Origin of the sequence: Lichenihabitans psoromatis, assembly GCF_004323635.1 — a bacterium.
Taxonomy (GTDB): Bacteria; Pseudomonadota; Alphaproteobacteria; order Rhizobiales; family Beijerinckiaceae; genus Lichenihabitans; species Lichenihabitans psoromatis.
Genome location: NZ_CP036515.1, coordinates 3,840,832 through 3,857,070, shown reverse-complemented (window position 1 = coordinate 3,857,070; position 16,239 = coordinate 3,840,832). Strand labels below are relative to the sequence as shown.

The window sequence follows — 16,239 nt, the reverse complement described above, 5'->3', positions numbered from 1 at the left end:
GGCGCGATGGTCCGCGCGCTCGATCATGTGGTCTGGCCCTGCAGCGATCTCGGCGCCGAGGCAAGGCGGTTCGAGGCGTTGGGCTTTACGGTCGGTCGTCGAAACCGCCACCCTTGGGGTACAGAGAACCACCTCATCCAAGTGCCGGGCGCTTTCATCGAGTTGATCGGGCTCGCGCCAGAAGCGGAGCCTGTGTCGCCTGAAGCGGACGCATTTCGCTTTGCGGGCTTCCTCAACGGTGTGACGACCTCGACAGATCCATCCGGCATGCTGGTGTTAGGCTCAGCCGATGCTGTCGCTGACGCGGAACGCTTCGCCGGATTGGGAATCGGCACCAGGCACCGGCTCGACTTTGCTCGCGATGCGGCAGCGGCGGATGGTTCGACCAAGCGCGTCGCGTTCAGCCTCGCTTTCGCCGAAGCGCCATCGATGCCGGATATCGGCTTCTTTGTCTGCCAGCAGCACTATCCAGAGAATTTTTGGAACCCAGCCGCCCAACGCCATGCCAACGGCGTAATTGGCATCAGCGGGGTCATCTTTGTGGCGGATCGCCCCGCCGACCATGCGACGTTTCTCGGCGCCTTCTCCGATCACTCGGTCGCGGCCGGGCGGGATGGGGGTCTGCTGATTCCGATCGGCGGCAGTCGTCTCGAGGTGGTGACACCCGACGCGTTTCAGGATCGCTTCGGCGCTACGCTCTCACGTCGATCGCGTCAGGCCGGATTTCGGCCTTTTCTCGCAGCGGTCTGCTGTGCAACATCCCAACTCGAAGCAAGCTCCGATCAGATCGCGCCAGCCCGAGCGGTTGCGTGTCGGGACGGTTGGGCGATCGAGGCCGTTGAGTCCGGGGGGATTACACTGGTGCTCGAGCCCTCGTCCCATGAGGGACGATCGGCTTCGACCTCGTGAAGACAGGGCATCCAGTCGGTTGCTGCTGATGTGGGGGTGCGATGAATGATCTTTTGTTCGACATGGCGCTCTGCACCGTCACGGCTTGGACGCTCGGCGTTGCGGCGCAGCTGATCGGTCAACCCGTGATCCTGGCCTATCTGGTCGGGGGATTTCTGCTCGGGCCTTCTGGTCTCCACTTCGTTCGCTCACAGGAAACGATCGGGGTTATCTCCGAACTGGGGCTGATTTTTCTGCTCTTCATGATCGGGCTGGAAATCGACCTGAAGAAGATCATCCGCTCCGGGCGGGTCATCATCGTCAGCGCGGCAGCGCAAATCGTTGGGTGTTGCGCGCTCGGCGTAGCGTTTTTCGTCATGTTGGGTTTGCCGCTTGGCGGCGGCCATTGGGATGCACTCTATCTTGGCGTCGCGGCATCGCTCAGCAGCACGGTCATCATCGTCAAGGTGCTCTACGATAAGCGAGAACTCGATACGTTGCCGGGCCGCGTCACGCTCGGCATCCTGGTGCTTCAGGATCTGTTCGTCATCCTGTTCCTCGCCATTCAGCCGAGCCTCAACGATCTGCGGATCAGCGTCCTCCTGATCTCGCTGGCGCGTGTCGGGGCGCTGGTGGCCACGGCCTTGCTGGTCAGCCGCTACGTGCTGCCGTTTTTATTCTACCGCATTGCCCGGTTGCCCGAACTCGTTCTGGTCGGCGCCCTCGCTTGGTGCCTGTTCACCAGCGAATTAGCCGAATATCTGCACCTCTCGCGCGAGATGGGGGCTCTTGTGGCCGGGGTGTCGCTGTCGACCTTCCCCTATGCGCTCGACGTGGCCGCGAAGGTCACGAGCCTGCGGGACTTTTTCGTGACGCTGTTTTTCGTCGGGGTTGGCATGACCATTCCGATCCCGACGATGAGCATGCTCGGCCTCGCCTTTGCTCTCGGCGCCTTCACGATCCTGAGCCGTTTCCTGACGACGTTCCCGCCGCTCTATGCCCTCCGCCAGGGCCTGCGTGCCAGCCTGCTCCCGGCAATCAATCTCAGTCAACTCAGTGAGTTTTCATTGGTTCTTCTGCAGATCGGCGTGGTTTCGGGTCACATCGGCAATGACGCCAAGGCCGCCACGTCGTTCACCTTCGTGGTTCTGGCAGCAATCAGCACATTCGCGATGGGGCGCAGCAATGCGATCGTTCGGACGCTCGTGCCGCTTCTCAAGCGCGTCGGATTGAGGGATCTCGATCAGGTTGGGCCGCGCGATGCCGAGACGACGCAGCATGGTGGCGCGCGCATCATGCTGCTGGGCTTTTTCAGAACCGCGAGCTCGTTGATCGCCGATCTTGAGGCGCGTAACTCCGCGACACTGAAAGACATCGCCGTGATCGACTTCAACCCGGTCGTCTTTCAAAAGCTCAGCGCGAGCGGCATTAAGGTGATCTATGGCGATATCGGCCAGCGCGAAACGCTTGTGCATGCCGGCGTGGGCGAGGCCGAAGTCCTGATCTGCAGCGTGCCGGATTTCCTCCTAAAGGGCACGACAAACGAGCGGCTTGTGCGGCAATTACGCGCCATCAATCCCAAAGCCGTGATCGTCGCACCAGCCGACCTTTTGAGCGATGTCGAAGACCTCTACGCGGCCGGCGCTGATTATGTCCTCGTGTCGCGCATGACTGAGTCGACCGAGCTTTGCGAAATCCTTGAAACCATCGACGGCGGATTGCTGGATGAAAAGCGCGGACATCTCGACCGTCGCCTGAAAAATCGCCATGAAGTGCTTGCGTAAAAAGAGGAATCTTCGATGAATAGGATCGTTGCCGGTCAGGGTCCCCGGGCGGTGGCTTTCGGCAATCATCTGCCGCTGGCCCTGATCGCTGGGCCGTGCGCGATGGAAAGCCGCGCTCACGCGCTCGACATGGCCGAGGCGCTGGTCGCCATCACGGACGATCTCGGGATCGGCCTTGTGTTCAAGGCGTCGTTCGACAAAGCCAACCGGACCGCGTCGAGCAGTGCGCGGGGCGTCGGTCTCCACGAAGCTTTACCCGTGTTTGCCGAGATCAAGGAGCGTTTCGGTGTGCCGGTCCTGACCGATATCCACGCGGCCGATCAATGCGCGCCCGTCGCCGAAGTCGTCGATATCCTGCAGATCCCAGCATTTCTGTGCAGACAGACGGACCTGCTCGTCGCGGCAGCCAAGACGGGTCGAATCGTCAATGTCAAAAAAGGCCAGTTTCTCGCGCCGTGGGATATGAAAAACGTCGTGGCCAAGATCAGGGATTCCGGCAATGACGCCGTGATGGTGACCGAACGCGGTGCGAGTTTCGGCTACAACACCCTGGTGTCCGACATGCGCTCGCTGCCGATCATGGCGCGCAGCACAGCGGCGCCGGTCATCTTCGACGCAACCCATTCGGTGCAACAGCCCGGTGGGCAGGGGACGACCTCCGGAGGCGAGCGCGAGTTTGTCCCGGTGCTGGCGCGCGCCGCCGTCGCGGTCGGTGTGGCCGGGGTCTTCATCGAAACGCATGACCGACCGGACCAAGCTCTGTCAGATGGGCCCAACATGGTGCCGCTCAGCGAGATGCGGGCGCTGCTCGAAACCCTCAAGGCCTTTGACGTTCTCGCCAAACGGGTGCAATGACATCGCCGTAGGCTGCGCGTCTGCGCGGTCGTCGCAGCCAACAGGCACGGGCAGGTCACAATGTCGTCATCTCACGACGTCATGGTTGAGACTATGGACGATCTGATTTTCAGCTATGCTGATCCGGATGCTTCGGCGATGAAGCGCAAGATCATCCGTATGGTCGAGGCTGCGACCGGCCAACGCAAGCTCAAGCAGCTTTACCTCGAACATCGGCGCTATCCTGTCGCCAGCGAAAGCTTTTTCAATTCGGCCGTCCGCCGACTGGCGCTCGATGTTCAATTTTCGCCTGCGGCACTGGCCTCTATTCCGAAAACCGGACCGCTCGTCGTCGTGGCGAACCACCCTTACGGCGTGCTCGACGGAATCGTGATTTCGTGGCTCATCGAGAAGGTCCGCAGCGACTTTCTGGTTTTGACCAATGCGGTCCTGCTCCGCGCGCCTGAGGTTCAGTCCTTCGTGCTCCCGGTCGACTTCTCGCCGACCGAAGAGGCGATGCAGACCAACCTGAAATCCCGGGCTGCGGCTCGCGATCATCTCGAAAAGGGAGGCTGCGTCGTCATCTTCCCAGCCGGGGGGGTATCGACCGCGCCGGATCGGCTTGGGCGACATCCTGCCATCGACGCGCCCTGGCAGCCGTTTACGTCGCAGCTCGTTCACCGCGGCAAGGCCACGGTCGTGCCGATCTGCTTCATGGGACAAAACAGCCGCATCTTCCAGATCGCGAGCCATCTCAGCGCGACGCTGCGCCTGTCGTTGATCTTTCGCGAGGTCAAAAACCGGATCGGAACCTCGATGGCGGTTGCGATTGGTGCACCCATTCCTTACGCGGACCTGGTCGGCATCAAGGATCGCCAGACGCTGGCGGACGCGCTTCGTGCCAAAACCTATGCGCTGCAGGCCGATGCCAGCGCGATGGCCCATATTGCGCCCCGGCGGCCGAAGACACTCCGCGGCTTTGCGGACCGACTCCGCGGCTTGCCGACGCAGCGCCATAAGCTTCGCCGGCCGGCCTGGGCGCGCAAACTCGGGCGCGTGTCTCAGCCCCGCCCGCGATAGGTCGGCACGCCCTGGTCGGGCAACCATAGGCCTTCGGGCGGGACGCCTGTTTGCCAGAAGACATCGATGGGGATGCCGCCGCGCGGGTACCAATAGCCGCCGATCCGCAGCCAGACGGGGTCGAGCCGTTCGACCAAGGTTTTGCCGATTCCCACGGTGCAATCCTCGTGAAAGGCGCCGTGGTTGCGGAATGAGGTCAAATACAGCTTCAGCGATTTCGACTCGACCAGCCAATCCCGCGCGACGTAATCGATCACGAGATGGGCAAAATCGGGCTGGCCCGTGACCGGACAAAGCGATGTGAATTCCGGCACTGTGAAGCGCGCGAGATAAAGCGTACCGACATGCGGGTTCGGCACCCGATCCAGGGTTGCGTCCGCGGGTGAAGCGGGGGCCGATACGGTGTGACCGAGTTGGGTCGTTTCGATGGGAGTCGTCATTCGATCATCCAGAACGTCGCGGTCTAAGCGGAGGGGCTTTGAAGAGCGATCCGCACACGGCGGTTCTGTTTGCCCTTTTTCTCGATGGCGGTCACGGCGACAGGCCCGATCTCGCGCGTGTTTCCCACATGGGTGCCGCCACAAGGTTGGAGGTCGATGTCGCCGATCTTGACGAGCCGAACGCGCCCCGAGCCTGTCGGCGGTTTGACCGACATGGTCTTGACGAGGCCGGGATTGGCATCAAGCTCCTGGTCGGTGATCCAGGTCGTGGTCACATCCGCGTTCCTGGCGATCAGCGCATTCAGATCGTCGGTGATGGCGTCACGGTCCGGGCCGCCCGGCGGCATGTCGAAGTCGAGCCGTCCCTCGCCATCGCCGATCGAGCCGCCTGTGACCGGGTAGGGCAGCACGGCCGTCAGCAGATGAAGAGCCGTATGGATCCGCATGCGCGCATGCCGGGTCGGCCAATCGAGATCAAGCCGCACCGTTTCGCCGATCGTCAACATTGTGGCATGGGTTGGATCGATACGATGCAGGACAGTACTTTTGTCCTCGCCATAAACCGTATCGAGAATGGCGATCACTTCGCCTTGTCGCGTCGTCAACGTGCCGCGATCACCCGGCTGCCCGCCGCCCTGTGCGTAGAAGACCGTTTGATCGAGCACGATGGCGCCATCCGGGCCGATCGCCAAGATGGTCGCCTCGCAGTGGCGTTGATCGGCATCGTCGCGGAATAGTAACCGGGTCACCGGAGATCCTCGCTTGTGACGCTCGGCGCGCGTTCGAGCCAGCCAGGAACCTGCAAGCCTTTGCTCCGCAGGAAGTCGGGATTGTAAAGTTTCGAGGCGTAGCGAAAGCCCGAATCGCACAGGATCGTCACGATCGTGTGTCCGGGTCCAAGTGTCTTGCCGAGCCGTATCGCCCCCGCGACGTTGATGCCGGACGACCCTCCGAGCAGAAGGCCCTCATGTTCGGCGAGATCGAACACGATCTCGAGTGCCTCGGCATCGGTGATTTGATAGGCTTGGTCGACGATCGCGCCTTCAAGGTTGGGAGTGATGCGGTTCTGGCCGATGCCCTCCGTGATCGATGAGCCTTCGGCGCGCAATTGCCCGGTCGTGTAGTAATCGTAGAGGGCGGCGCCCATCGGGTCCGCGAGGCCGATTTGGATAGCCGGGTTTTTGGCTTTGAGCGCCATGCTGACACCGGCCAGCGTTCCGCCGGTACCGACCGCACAGATGAAACCATCGACCTGCCCGAGCGTCGCGGCCCATATTTCAGGTCCGGTGGTCTCGAAATGTCCCCGGCGATTGGCGAGATTGTCGAATTGATTGGCCCAGACTGCCCCGTGTTCACGGGTTTGGTCGAGCCGATGGGCAAGACGGCCAGAGACTTTGACGTAATTGTCCGGATTGGCATAGGGCACGGCCGGAACTTCGATGAGTTCCGCGCCCGATAAGCGAAGCACGTCCTTCTTTTCCTGGCTTTGCGTGTTGGGGATCACGATCACGGTTTTGTAGCCAAGCGCGCTGGCGACGAGCGCCAGTCCAATGCCGGTATTACCCGCCGTTCCCTCCACGATGGTGCCGCCGGGCTTCAAGCTGCCGGTCGCGACCGCATCCTGGACCATGGCGAGGGCGGCGCGATCCTTCACCGAACCGCCCGGATTCATGAATTCGGCTTTGCCGAGAATCGTACAACCCGTCATCTCGGACGCACGCTGCAGCTTGATCAAAGGCGTGTTGCCGATGGCGTCGATGACGGTGCTGGTGATGCTCATGGGTGATGCACGCTCCTGGAGACGCGTCGTCAGAGACCGCAAGTGTCCCGCGCGTCTGAAAGGCTTGGTCGTCGAAAACGCAGGTCTGTCCCTAATCCGGTATGATCGGTCCAAGTCGGCCTTTTCATAAAAAGGTCCGGCTCAGACACAGCAGCGCAGATCCCGACGATGAACCGCGAACCTAAGGTCCGCGTCACGCGATCGCAAGCGCTCCCCGCACGGTCGTCGCGCCGTTATCGAGTAAGGCGATGCGACCTTAAGCGGTTTTGGCGAAGACCATCTGGCGGACGTCGATCAACTCGCTCAGAAAGCCCGCCTCGCAATAGGCCAGATAATATTCCCAGAGGCGCCGAAAGTGCTCGTCGAAGCCCTGCGACAACAGCCCCGGCCAGGCCGCGCGGAAGCTTATGCGCCAAAGCGAGAGCGTCTTGGCATAATCGTGGCCGAACACGCGCTCGGTCGATAGGCGAAAGCCATGTGCGGTGCCGAGTTCGCGCATGATCGACGGGCTGGGCAGCATGCCGCCGGGAAACACGTATTTGCGAATGAAATCCATCTCTCGTCTGTAGCTCGCGAAAAGTGAATCGCGGATCGTGATGACCTGAAGACCCGCGAGCCCATTGGGCTTCAGGCGGTCCGCCAATTGCGTGAAGTAGCTCGGCCAATAGGCCTCACCGACCGCTTCGAACATCTCGATCGACGCGATCCGGTCATAGGTGCCGCGCTCATCGCGATAGTCGAGCAGCTTGATCTCGACCTTTTCGTTCAAACCCGCTTCGAAGATTCGCCGCTTGGCGAAATCGTGCTGGGCTTGGCTGATGGTCAGGCCCGTGACGCGGCATCCGATCGACTTGGCGGCAAACTCGGCAAAGCCACCCCAGCCGCATCCAATCTCAAGGATATGGTGGCCTGGATCGATCCCGACCTGATCGGCGAGATTCCGATATTTGACTTCCTGCGCGGCCGACAGATCCATCGTGGAATGCCCCGACGCGTCCTCGAACAAGGCCGACGAATAGGTCATGCTCTTATCGAGCCATGAGGAATAAAAAGCATTGCCGAGATCGTAATGCGCGAAGATGTTGCGCTTCGATCCTGCCTTGGTGTTCCGGTTTCGCCAGTGACCGTAAGCCTGGATAATCCTGACGATCGGATGCGCGCCGAGCTTTTCGATCATCGGACGATTGAGGCAGAAGAGTTCGAGAAACCGGGTGAGGTTGGGGCTCTCCCATTCGCCATGGAGAAATGATTCGGCCATGCCGATGTCGCCACCGCCGATCAACCGCTTCGCGAAATTGGCGTCCTTGATTGTCATGACGGCAGCGGGGCCAGGAACGCGACCGCCGAAGCGGAACGATTGGCCATCCGGCATGACCACATCGAGAATCCCAACCTCGAGCAATCGCGCGAGATCCAGTGCGTTTCTGGCCGAGCGCGGATAATGGCGAGCGCGAGTCGCGATATCGTGTGCTGTGGATATCTGCGATTGAGCCTCGGCTTCAGCGAGAGCAGTCGACTCGGCGTCTTCAGATTTGTGAAGAGGTGAACGCCGATCGTTCGTGGATTCGTTCATCGTCGCGTGGTGCTCGCATCCTAGCTGGATAGTCGGCTTCGACCTCCCTCAAATATGCCGCTCAATTGCCACGTTTCAAGTTGCCGTAAGGAACGGGGCTGTTCCGCCGAGGTTTGCGCCTGAACCGAGAGGCCGGATTTAAGATTTCGGCAAGGCGTCGAGCGCTTGGGCCAGCCCGCGAAACGAGATCGCCAACGCGATATCACGCCCTCCAGCATCCTTGAACGTCATCTTCCCAGCATCGGTCGAGACACGCCAAGCCTTGAGGAGATCGTCGCTGACGGGGGTGTCGGCGAAACACCCGCCAGCGAGACACCGCCGCCATTGAAGATCGACACGAGCTTTGTCGCCGGCATTGGCAAACGCCACCGTGCTCGGAAACGACACGCTCGGAGGCAGCACGGCGGTCAGGTGTAAGGATCCATCCGGGAGATGACCGACCGCAACCTCCGCGATAGGCGCCGTCTGGTTGGGTAATTGGATAGTCTGAGCGACTTCACAAACGCGCTTCGCCTGGTCGCCATCGCCAATGCGCCCGCATCGGAGAACCCAGTCGCCGTAGCTTGCCGATGTGGTCGCCGGCTCGGAACTCACGGGTGCGAGTGGTTTCGCGGCCGGGGTCACTGGTTTCTGCTGAGCGGCTGCCTGAGAAAAACTCAACACAACGACAATCGGGCCAAAAATCGACAGCAGGCGAGCAGACATGAACAATCCCCGGTGACACGCGCCGCCGAAATACGATGGCCGGTGTCGCGGGCAGCGTTATCGGCTCGATATCACACACACAAGACGTGGATAACCGGCGCGCGGCTCTCTTTTGCGCCCCGCCGGACCTCGCGATTGCGAGACACGGCTCAGTAGCGGCGGAGAAGGCTGACCAGCTTGCCTTGGATCTTCACGCGGTCTGGGCCGAAGATTCGTGTCTCATAGGCCGGATTGGCGGCCTCGAGAGCGATAGACGCGCCCCGTCGACGGAAGCGCTTCAGGGTCGCCTCTTCGTCGTCGACCAGCGCCACGATGATGTCGCCCGTGTCGGCTGAATCTTGACGGCGGATAATGACCGTGTCGGCATCGAGAATACCAGCCTCGATCATCGAGTCGCCACGAACCTCAAGGGCAAAATGCTCGCCGGCCGCCAACATGTCCGGCGACACCGTGATGGTCTGGCTGCGAGTCTGGATAGCCGCGATCGGGGTGCCGGCCGCGATACGCCCCATCATCGGCACCGACACGGCCATGACGTCTTCGTGGTTGGATCCGTGCGATCCACGCGGGCGCAGGCGCCCCAGCGTTCCCTCGATCACACTCGGCGAGAACTTCGATGGCTTTGTCTCGGTGGGGGTCGACGAGTCCGAAAGCTTCAACACTTCGATGGCGCGAGCCCTGTTTGGCAGACGACGGATGAACCCGCGTTCCTCGAGCGCCATGATCAAGCGATGGATGCCGGACTTGGATCGCAAATCCAGGGCTTCCTTCATCTCGTCAAAGGAGGGCGGCACGCCCTGCTCCTTCAGCCGTTCGTGGATGAAGCGGAGAAGTTCGTTCTGTTTGCTCGTCAGCATTCGTCACCCTCGGCCGCGATGGCCCGTCAGAGCCTTACGATTCGTCGCCAGACGGTAAAACAAAAAGAGAACAATTGCACGAATGTTCTTGCTGCGTTCATGCTTGGCCCGCTCGCAAACCACCTGCCGCAACGCCCTGCACGTGGGTTGCTAGAGGTAGCGATCGTGCCGGATGATCATGCAACGATCGCCGGCCCGAGCGGCGGGCGCATGCGGCTCACGAACGATCAGGCATTGTGCGCCCGCCAGTACTTTGAGCATCGATGAATCCTGCAGTGTTGCAGGATGAGCAAGCGGCAGATCATCGGCGCGGAGCGCGAGGGTTGCGCGAACATAGTCTTGGCGCCGGTCGTTGGCCGGCAGATCGACCGCGAGACGGGCCGGCTCGGCGATGGAGGCGGCCGCATCGGGGTCCCCGCAGAGCGCGCGGATGAGCGGTCGCACAAAGAGGATGCCGCAAACGATCGACGAGACGGGGTTGCCGGGAAGGCCGAGGACCCGCATGGCGCCGAGTTTACCGTGCATCAGCGGTTTGCCGGGCCGCATCGCGACCCGCCAGAAGCCGAGCTCTAGCCCCTCCCGGACCAGCGCGCTCTGCACGAGATCGAGGTCACCGACGGAGGCGCCTCCGAGTGTGATCAGAAGGTCGGCCTGCTGGTCGCTCGCGGCGCGAATGCCGCGACTCAAGGCTTCGAAATTATCACCCGCGATACCGAGATCGATCGGCAATCCACCGGCTTGCTCGACGATGGCAGCGAGCGCAAAGGAATTGGACGCGACGATCTGCGAGGGGCCGGGCACCATCCCGGGCGACACCAGTTCGTCACCGGTCGCCAAGATCGCGACGCGTGGACGGCGAGCCACAGGCAGGCTTGCGTGATTCATGGCGGCCGCCAAGGCGAGTTCCGCAGCGCCAAGGCGCCGACCGGCCCGAAGACCGACATCCCCTTCGCTGAAATCGAGGCCCGCGGCCCGAACGTGGCGGCCGATCTGTTCCGCCTGGAGGGCACGCATGGTTGCGCCTTGGAGGCTCGCGTTTTCCTGCATCAGCACCGTATCGGCACCGTCCGGCACGGGAGCGCCGGTGAAGATCCGCACCGCTTCCCCGGCCTGGACCGCGCCGTCGAAGGCTCGGCCGGCTTGGCTGGTTCCGATCACGCGGAGATCCACAGGCGCACGCGCGAGATCGGCGGCCCGAACCGCATAGCCATCCATGGCCGAAACCGGGAGCGGCGGCTGCGTTCTGAGCGCCAGGAGATCGCGTCGCAGCGTGCGCCCACGCGCCGAGGCCAATGCGACATCTTCTTCGGGAAGGGCTTGGGGGGCGGTCGACAAAATCGCCGCGAGGGCGTCGGCGACGCTGAGCATCGCATCGGCCGTCATGGGGCGTCGGTCCCGGCGCGATAATGGCCGGATTTCCCGCCCGACTTTTCGAGCAGGCGGATCCCCTCGATCCGCATGGCGCGATCGGCCGCCTTCACCATGTCGTAGACCGTGAGGCAGGCGACGCTGACAGCCGTCAGGGCTTCCATTTCGACGCCGGTCTGGCCCGTGACCTTGACGGTCGCGACGACGCGGATGCCCGGCAGGGCCCGATCAGGCGTGAGCACGACCTTTACGGATGTGATCGGCAGAGGATGACAGAGCGGAATAAGGTCGTGCGTCTTCTTGGCCGCCATGATGCCGGCGATCCGAGCGGTCCCCAGAACGTCACCCTTTTTGGCGTCACCGCTGAGCACGAGATCGAGCGTCTCAGGCAGCATGAGGACGAGGCCTTCCGCAACGCCGACCCTCGATGTCTGCGCCTTGTCGGAGACATCGACCATGCGAGCATCGCCGCTCGCCTCGATATGGGTCAGGGTGCTCATGTGGCCTCCGCAAGATCGGCCAGCAAAACCTTGGTGGCAGCCTCGACATCGTCTTGCCGCATCAGGGCTTCGCCGACCAGCAGCGTGTTGATCCCCACCACCGCTAAGCGTTGGCGGTCCGCGACCGAGAAGATGCCGCTCTCGCCCACCGCGATCCGATCATCCGGGATATGCGGCGCGAGCCGCTCGGCAACCGCGAGCGACACCTCAAAGGTGCGGAGATTGCGGTTGTTGACGCCAATCAGCGTCGCGTCCAGCCGCAGAGCGCGGTCGAGTTCCGCCTCATCATGAACCTCCGCCAGCACATCCATTCCATAATGGTGGGCGGCCGCGGTCAGGTCTGCCGCGACCTGATCGGACACCGCCGCGAGGATGATCAGAATGCAATCCGCGCCCCAGGCCCGCGCTTCCGCGACCTGATAGGGCTCGAACATGAAATCCTTGCGGAGCACCGGCAACGCCACTGCCGATCGTGCAGCCCTGACGAAATCAGGGTGTCCGGAGAAGGACGGGGCGTCCGTCAGAACCGAGAGGCAGGCCGCACCGCCGGCCGCATAGGCGTGAGCCAGCGCGGGCGGGTCGAAGTCGGCGCGGATCAGCCCCTTGGACGGGCTCGCCTTCTTGATCTCGGCGATAAGGGCCGTGCGGCCCTGCTTCAGCTTGGCGCGGATCGCCGCAACGAAACCGCGCGGCGCGTCCCCTTCGGCGATCCGGCGCTCGAGCTCGCCCAACGTAACGGCGGCTTTGGCGGCCGCAATCTCGTCGCGCTTGTAGGCTTCAATTTTACGGAGAATATCGGTGATGATCGTGATCCTAGATCGGGCTGTTGGAGAGGGTCACCAAACTGTCGAGGCGCGCGCGGGCCGCGCCGCTCTCGAGAGCCTGGGTGGCCAAGGCCGCGCCGGACATCAAAGTTGCGGCTTTACCGGCCACCACCAAGGTCGCGGCCGCGTTCAACACCGCGATGTCGCGATAGGGGTTGCGCGCACCATCGAGAACGCCCCGCAGAGCGGCTGCATTATGGGCCGGGTCGCCGCCGCGAAGATCCGCCGTCGTGGCGCGGCTCAGACCCGCTTCCTCAGGCATCACGGTAAAGCGACGGAACGCCCCATCGATGAGTTCGACGACCGTGCTCGGCCCCGTCGTCGTCAATTCGTCAAGCCCGTCCCACCCATGCACGACCCAAAGTCGGTCACTGCCGAGGCGCTGCAAGACGTCGGCGAGCGGCTCCAACCACGCGGCGGAAAACACGCCGAGCAACTGACGTTTCACGCCGGCGGGGTTCGAGAGCGGGCCGAGCAGGTTGAAGATGGTGCGAGTGCCAAGTTCGGACCTCGCCGCGCCCACATGGCGCATCGCGGCATGATGCGTTTGCGCCATCATGAAACCGACGCCCGCCTCGTTGATACAACGCGACACCAACGCGGCCGAGATGCCGATTTTGACGCCGAGCGCCGTCAGCACGTCGCTGGAGCCAGAACGCGACGACGCGGCGCGATTACCGTGTTTGGCGACCGGAACGCCGCAACCTGCCACGATCAGGGCTGCCAGCGTCGAGACGTTATAGGTGCCCGCTCCGTCGCCGCCGGTGCCGACGACGTCGACGGCATTGTCGGGCGCCGACACGGCCAGCATCTTGGATCGCATGGCCGTGACGGCGCCCGTGATCTCATCGACCGTCTCGCCTCGGACGCGGAGCGCCATCAGGAAGGCGCCGATCTGCGCCGGCGTGACCTCGCCCGAGAGCATATCGTTGAAAGCCGTTTCGGCTTCGGGGCGCGTCAAGGTCGCTCCCGTCGCGACCTTGCCAAGTAGGGGCTTGAACTGATCCATGCCCTACCGCCCGGCCTGGCTTTGGCGGTTCCAGCCGACCGCGAGATCCAGGAAGTTTTTCAAGATGAGGTGCCCGTGCTCGGAATGGAAACTCTCGGGATGAAACTGTACGCCGTGCACTGGATGGTCCCGATGCGACAGGCCCATGATGACCCCGTCGCCAGTCTCGGCCGTCACGCTCAAGTCGCCCGGCAGCGTGTCACGATCGACGATCAGCGAGTGATATCGCGTGGCACGGAACGGACCGTTGATGCCCCGGAAGATCGTCCGACCCGTGTGATGGATGTCGGAGACTTTCCCATGCATCGGCGAGGCGGCACGCGTGACAGCGGCCCCATAGGCATCACCGATCGCCTGATGGCCGAGACACACGCCGAGAATGGGCGTGGTGGCGCCCGCTTCCTTGATCAGATCGATGCAGACCCCCGCTTCGCGCGGCGAGCAGGGGCCGGGCGACAGGACGATGGCGTCCGGCTTGCCATTCATCACGTCCGCGACACCGACCTCGTCGTTGCGCCATACCGTCACGGTCGCACCGAGCCCACCGAGGTAGTGGAACAGGTTCCAGGTGAAGCTGTCGTAATTGTCGATAAGCGTGACGTTTTGCACCGGACATGTCCGAACCAGAGAATAACACGTTAAGTGAAACGCCGGCACGCGGAGGTCAAGCGACACCGCAGGATGCCGACCGTCATCTTGCGGTCGCCGGGCCACCGGGACACAAGACGATCATGGAGTGGAGGACGTCATGACAGGTCCGGAATTCGAAACCACGCTGGCGTCCGATCGCCCGCCGCACGGATTGACGGCTCCGCTGCTGGCCTTGTGGTGGGACCGGAAAGGCGATTGGGACGCGGCGCATCGCTGCGTCGCCGATGACGAAAGCCCTGCGGCCGCATGGGTTCATGCCTACCTTCACCGGCGAGAGGGTGATGCCAGCAATGCGGCTTATTGGTATGCCCGCGCCGACAAGCCGATCGATCGCGGCCCGCTTGCAGAAGAGGCAGCCGCGATCCGCGACCAGTTGCTGCGACCCGCGTCGCAAGGAGAGCAGGCGTGAGCGCTCCAACCCGATCAAAGCGGATCAGCCCACGTCAGATCGGCGAGCGAAAAGGGGCGACGCCGATCGTGGCGCTGACGGCTTATTCGACGCCGATCGCTCGCCTTCTCGATACCCATTGCGACCTGATCCTCGTCGGTGACTCGCTCGGAATGGTGCTCTACGGCATGCCGACGACGCTGGGCGTCACGCTCGACATGATGATCAATCATGGGCTTGCGGTGATGCGCGGAACGGAGCGCGCCTGTGTCGTGGTCGATCTGCCGTTCGGCAGCTATGGGGCGTCGCCCGAGCAAGCGTTTCGAAGCGCGGCCCGGATCATGGCCGAAAGCGGCTGCTCCGCCGTGAAGCTCGAAGGCGGCGCGGAAATGGGCGCAACGATCGCATTCCTGGTCCAGCGCGGCATCCCGGTCATGGCGCATATCGGCCTCATGCCCCAATCGGTGAATACGCTGGGCGGGTTCCGGGTGCAGGGCAGGGGCGAGCAGGAAGGCCGTAAGCTTCTCGACGACGCTCTTGCGGTACAGCAGGCCGGCGCGTTCGCGGTCGTGATCGAGGGGACGGTTGAGCCTCTGGCGCGGACCATCACACAAAAGGTGAGCATTCCGACCATAGGCATTGGGGCGTCAGTCGCCTGCGATGGCCAGATCCTGGTGACGGATGATCTCGTCGGTATGTTTGCCGATTTCACGCCGAAATTCGTCAAACGCTATGCGGAAACGGGCGAGACCATCGATGCGGCAGTGGCGGCCTATGCGGCGGATGTGCGCTCACGCGCCTTCCCAGGTGACGAGCAGACGTTCACCCAGGCATAAAGCTGACGCAAGCCACTCGGCTCGCGTCAGGAGTTGACGTCAGTTGTCGATGTCGAACGGGTTCGAGGGCTCCGAGCCCGGCGCTGCAGGCGGATGGCCGCGCTCGGTATCGTCGTCTTCCGGGTCGTGATCGGTCACGTAGCGGAAGGCATAGCTTGGTCCGAACGCAAGGTTGGACGGCACGCCATTATAGCCCGTGTAGGTGTTGAAGGAGCCGCCGTAGTTCGGATTGTCATACCCGACCTCCGAGTCGTTATCAAAGCCGAAGCCGCCGAGCCCATCGATTCCGTAGCCATAGATCCCGCTCGTCGCGCGTCGGATGAACTGGTTGCGGGCCTCTTTCCGGACTTCCTGCCGCTCCTGGAAGTTGAGCGGACGGCCCGGCAGCTTGAAGCCGCCTGGCGCGTAGATCTCATTTGGCCCGACCTGAACCACAGGTCCATTATTGGCTTGGCCGAGATTGCCGAAGCTGTGGCGGCGGCGTGGGTTGATGGTCAGCGGCCGATCACCATCCGACACGTCGGTAATTGTTGCAGTCCGGCGATGCCGGGCGGAATGGTGGGTCGTGTCCTGCGCTTGCGCGGCAGACAGGCCGACGTCGGCGACGCCGACCAGGACAGCGAGCGCGATGCCCCATTTTGCTTGAGTGTTCACCGAAACCTCTTTCACAGAACCGAACCCACTCTGTGCCGCACCGCGTTCACTGTGGTCTTGACGGTTCA

At 62.8% G+C, this 16,239-nt stretch carries 18 protein-coding genes; 6 read left to right on the top strand and 12 right to left on the bottom strand.

The features are described 5' to 3' along the window. The first annotated feature begins 6 nt into the window (after positions 1 to 6). The 4 genes from EY713_RS18000 (at position 7) to EY713_RS17985 (ending at position 4,586) form a co-directional block, all read left to right on the top strand. Positions 7 to 909 carry a VOC family protein gene (locus tag EY713_RS18000; protein ID WP_131117576.1) on the top strand — a complete coding sequence of 301 codons (903 nt, stop codon included), beginning with the start codon at positions 7 to 9 and terminating at the stop codon, positions 907 to 909. 41 nt (positions 910 to 950) lie between these two features. Continuing rightward, positions 951 to 2,672, top strand: a complete 1,722-nt coding sequence (locus tag EY713_RS17995) for a cation:proton antiporter (protein ID WP_131117574.1) — start codon at positions 951 to 953, stop codon at positions 2,670 to 2,672. 15 nt (positions 2,673 to 2,687) lie between these two features. Further along, positions 2,688 to 3,527 (top strand): 3-deoxy-8-phosphooctulonate synthase, encoded by an 840-nt coding sequence (kdsA, locus tag EY713_RS17990; protein WP_131117571.1) that lies wholly within the window; start codon positions 2,688 to 2,690, stop codon positions 3,525 to 3,527. A gap of 93 nt (positions 3,528 to 3,620) precedes the next feature. After that, positions 3,621 to 4,586 (top strand): lysophospholipid acyltransferase family protein, encoded by a 966-nt coding sequence (locus EY713_RS17985; protein WP_165491181.1) that lies wholly within the window; start codon positions 3,621 to 3,623, stop codon positions 4,584 to 4,586. Here the strand turns inward: EY713_RS17985 and queF are convergent. From queF to EY713_RS17930, 11 genes are all read right to left on the bottom strand, one after another. Next, positions 4,568 to 5,026 (bottom strand): preQ(1) synthase, encoded by a 459-nt coding sequence (gene queF / locus EY713_RS17980; RefSeq protein ID WP_131117565.1) that lies wholly within the window; start codon positions 5,024 to 5,026, stop codon positions 4,568 to 4,570. The genes EY713_RS17985 and queF overlap by 19 nt on opposite strands. Positions 5,027 to 5,049: 23 nt before the next feature. Continuing rightward, a complete protein-coding gene (locus EY713_RS17975; RefSeq protein ID WP_131117562.1) occupies positions 5,050 to 5,775 on the bottom strand; it encodes an alanyl-tRNA editing protein in 726 nt (241 codons plus the stop codon). Beyond that, positions 5,772 to 6,806, bottom strand: a complete 1,035-nt coding sequence (locus tag EY713_RS17970; protein WP_131117559.1) for a cysteine synthase A — start codon at positions 6,804 to 6,806, stop codon at positions 5,772 to 5,774. Before EY713_RS17970 ends, EY713_RS17975 begins: the two co-directional genes overlap by 4 nt. 256 nt (positions 6,807 to 7,062) lie before the next feature. Then, a complete protein-coding gene (locus EY713_RS17965; RefSeq protein WP_425374321.1) occupies positions 7,063 to 8,208 on the bottom strand; it encodes a class I SAM-dependent methyltransferase in 1,146 nt (381 codons plus the stop codon). A gap of 309 nt (positions 8,209 to 8,517) precedes the next feature. After that, the gene (locus EY713_RS17960; protein WP_131117553.1) at positions 8,518 to 9,084 is read right to left on the bottom strand and encodes an invasion associated locus B family protein; all 567 of its coding nucleotides are present in this window, start codon (positions 9,082 to 9,084) and stop codon (positions 8,518 to 8,520) included. Positions 9,085 to 9,233: 149 nt separating this feature from the next. Continuing rightward, on the bottom strand, positions 9,234 to 9,941 hold the full coding sequence (lexA, locus tag EY713_RS17955) for a transcriptional repressor LexA (RefSeq protein ID WP_131117551.1): 708 nt from the start codon (positions 9,939 to 9,941) through the stop codon (positions 9,234 to 9,236). 150 nt (positions 9,942 to 10,091) lie between these two features. After that, positions 10,092 to 11,324, bottom strand: coding sequence for a molybdopterin molybdotransferase MoeA (locus EY713_RS17950; RefSeq protein ID WP_131117549.1), 1,233 nt, complete (start codon positions 11,322 to 11,324; stop codon positions 10,092 to 10,094). Further along, positions 11,321 to 11,809: a cyclic pyranopterin monophosphate synthase MoaC gene (gene moaC / locus EY713_RS17945; protein WP_131117546.1), complete on the bottom strand. Its 489-nt coding sequence runs from the start codon at positions 11,807 to 11,809 to the stop codon at positions 11,321 to 11,323. Before moaC ends, EY713_RS17950 begins: the two co-directional genes overlap by 4 nt. Beyond that, the gene (gene trpC, locus EY713_RS17940) at positions 11,806 to 12,612 is read right to left on the bottom strand and encodes an indole-3-glycerol phosphate synthase TrpC (RefSeq protein ID WP_131117542.1); all 807 of its coding nucleotides are present in this window, start codon (positions 12,610 to 12,612) and stop codon (positions 11,806 to 11,808) included. The genes moaC and trpC overlap by 4 nt, the downstream gene beginning before the upstream one ends. Positions 12,613 to 12,622: 10 nt before the next feature. Continuing rightward, on the bottom strand, positions 12,623 to 13,642 hold the full coding sequence (gene trpD, locus EY713_RS17935) for an anthranilate phosphoribosyltransferase (protein ID WP_131117539.1): 1,020 nt from the start codon (positions 13,640 to 13,642) through the stop codon (positions 12,623 to 12,625). Positions 13,643 to 13,645: 3 nt separating this feature from the next. Further along, complete coding sequence (locus tag EY713_RS17930; RefSeq protein ID WP_131117537.1) at positions 13,646 to 14,251, bottom strand: anthranilate synthase component II; 606 nt, start codon at positions 14,249 to 14,251, stop codon at positions 13,646 to 13,648. A 139-nt stretch (positions 14,252 to 14,390) separates the two neighbouring features. On the opposite strand from EY713_RS17930, the gene EY713_RS17925 reads away from it, so the two are divergent. Both EY713_RS17925 and panB read left to right on the top strand, forming a co-directional pair. Continuing rightward, positions 14,391 to 14,702, top strand: a complete 312-nt coding sequence (locus EY713_RS17925; protein WP_131117534.1) for a hypothetical protein — start codon at positions 14,391 to 14,393, stop codon at positions 14,700 to 14,702. Next, positions 14,699 to 15,517, top strand: a complete 819-nt coding sequence (panB, locus tag EY713_RS17920) for a 3-methyl-2-oxobutanoate hydroxymethyltransferase (RefSeq protein ID WP_131117531.1) — start codon at positions 14,699 to 14,701, stop codon at positions 15,515 to 15,517. The genes EY713_RS17925 and panB overlap by 4 nt, the downstream gene beginning before the upstream one ends. A gap of 39 nt (positions 15,518 to 15,556) precedes the next feature. On the opposite strand, the gene EY713_RS17915 is transcribed toward panB, so the two are convergent. Further along, positions 15,557 to 16,171, bottom strand: coding sequence for a hypothetical protein (locus EY713_RS17915; RefSeq protein ID WP_131117528.1), 615 nt, complete (start codon positions 16,169 to 16,171; stop codon positions 15,557 to 15,559). Positions 16,172 to 16,239 lie beyond the last annotated feature (68 nt).

Coding starts and splice junctions, on each gene's coding strand:
- EY713_RS18000 (WP_131117576.1), top strand. CDS start 7: ATGGTCCGCGCGCTCGATCATGTGGTCTGGCCCTGCAGCGATCTCGGC.
- moaC (WP_131117546.1), bottom strand. CDS start 11,809: ATGAGCACCCTGACCCATATCGAGGCGAGCGGCGATGCTCGCATGGTC.
- EY713_RS17995 (WP_131117574.1), top strand. CDS start 951: ATGAATGATCTTTTGTTCGACATGGCGCTCTGCACCGTCACGGCTTGG.
- EY713_RS17960 (WP_131117553.1), bottom strand. CDS start 9,084: ATGTCTGCTCGCCTGCTGTCGATTTTTGGCCCGATTGTCGTTGTGTTG.
- queF (WP_131117565.1), bottom strand. CDS start 5,026: ATGACGACTCCCATCGAAACGACCCAACTCGGTCACACCGTATCGGCC.
- trpD (WP_131117539.1), bottom strand. CDS start 13,642: ATGGATCAGTTCAAGCCCCTACTTGGCAAGGTCGCGACGGGAGCGACC.
- lexA (WP_131117551.1), bottom strand. CDS start 9,941: ATGCTGACGAGCAAACAGAACGAACTTCTCCGCTTCATCCACGAACGG.
- EY713_RS17985 (WP_165491181.1), top strand. CDS start 3,621: ATGGACGATCTGATTTTCAGCTATGCTGATCCGGATGCTTCGGCGATG.
- EY713_RS17950 (WP_131117549.1), bottom strand. CDS start 11,324: ATGACGGCCGATGCGATGCTCAGCGTCGCCGACGCCCTCGCGGCGATT.
- EY713_RS17970 (WP_131117559.1), bottom strand. CDS start 6,806: ATGAGCATCACCAGCACCGTCATCGACGCCATCGGCAACACGCCTTTG.
- EY713_RS17925 (WP_131117534.1), top strand. CDS start 14,391: ATGACAGGTCCGGAATTCGAAACCACGCTGGCGTCCGATCGCCCGCCG.
- kdsA (WP_131117571.1), top strand. CDS start 2,688: ATGAATAGGATCGTTGCCGGTCAGGGTCCCCGGGCGGTGGCTTTCGGC.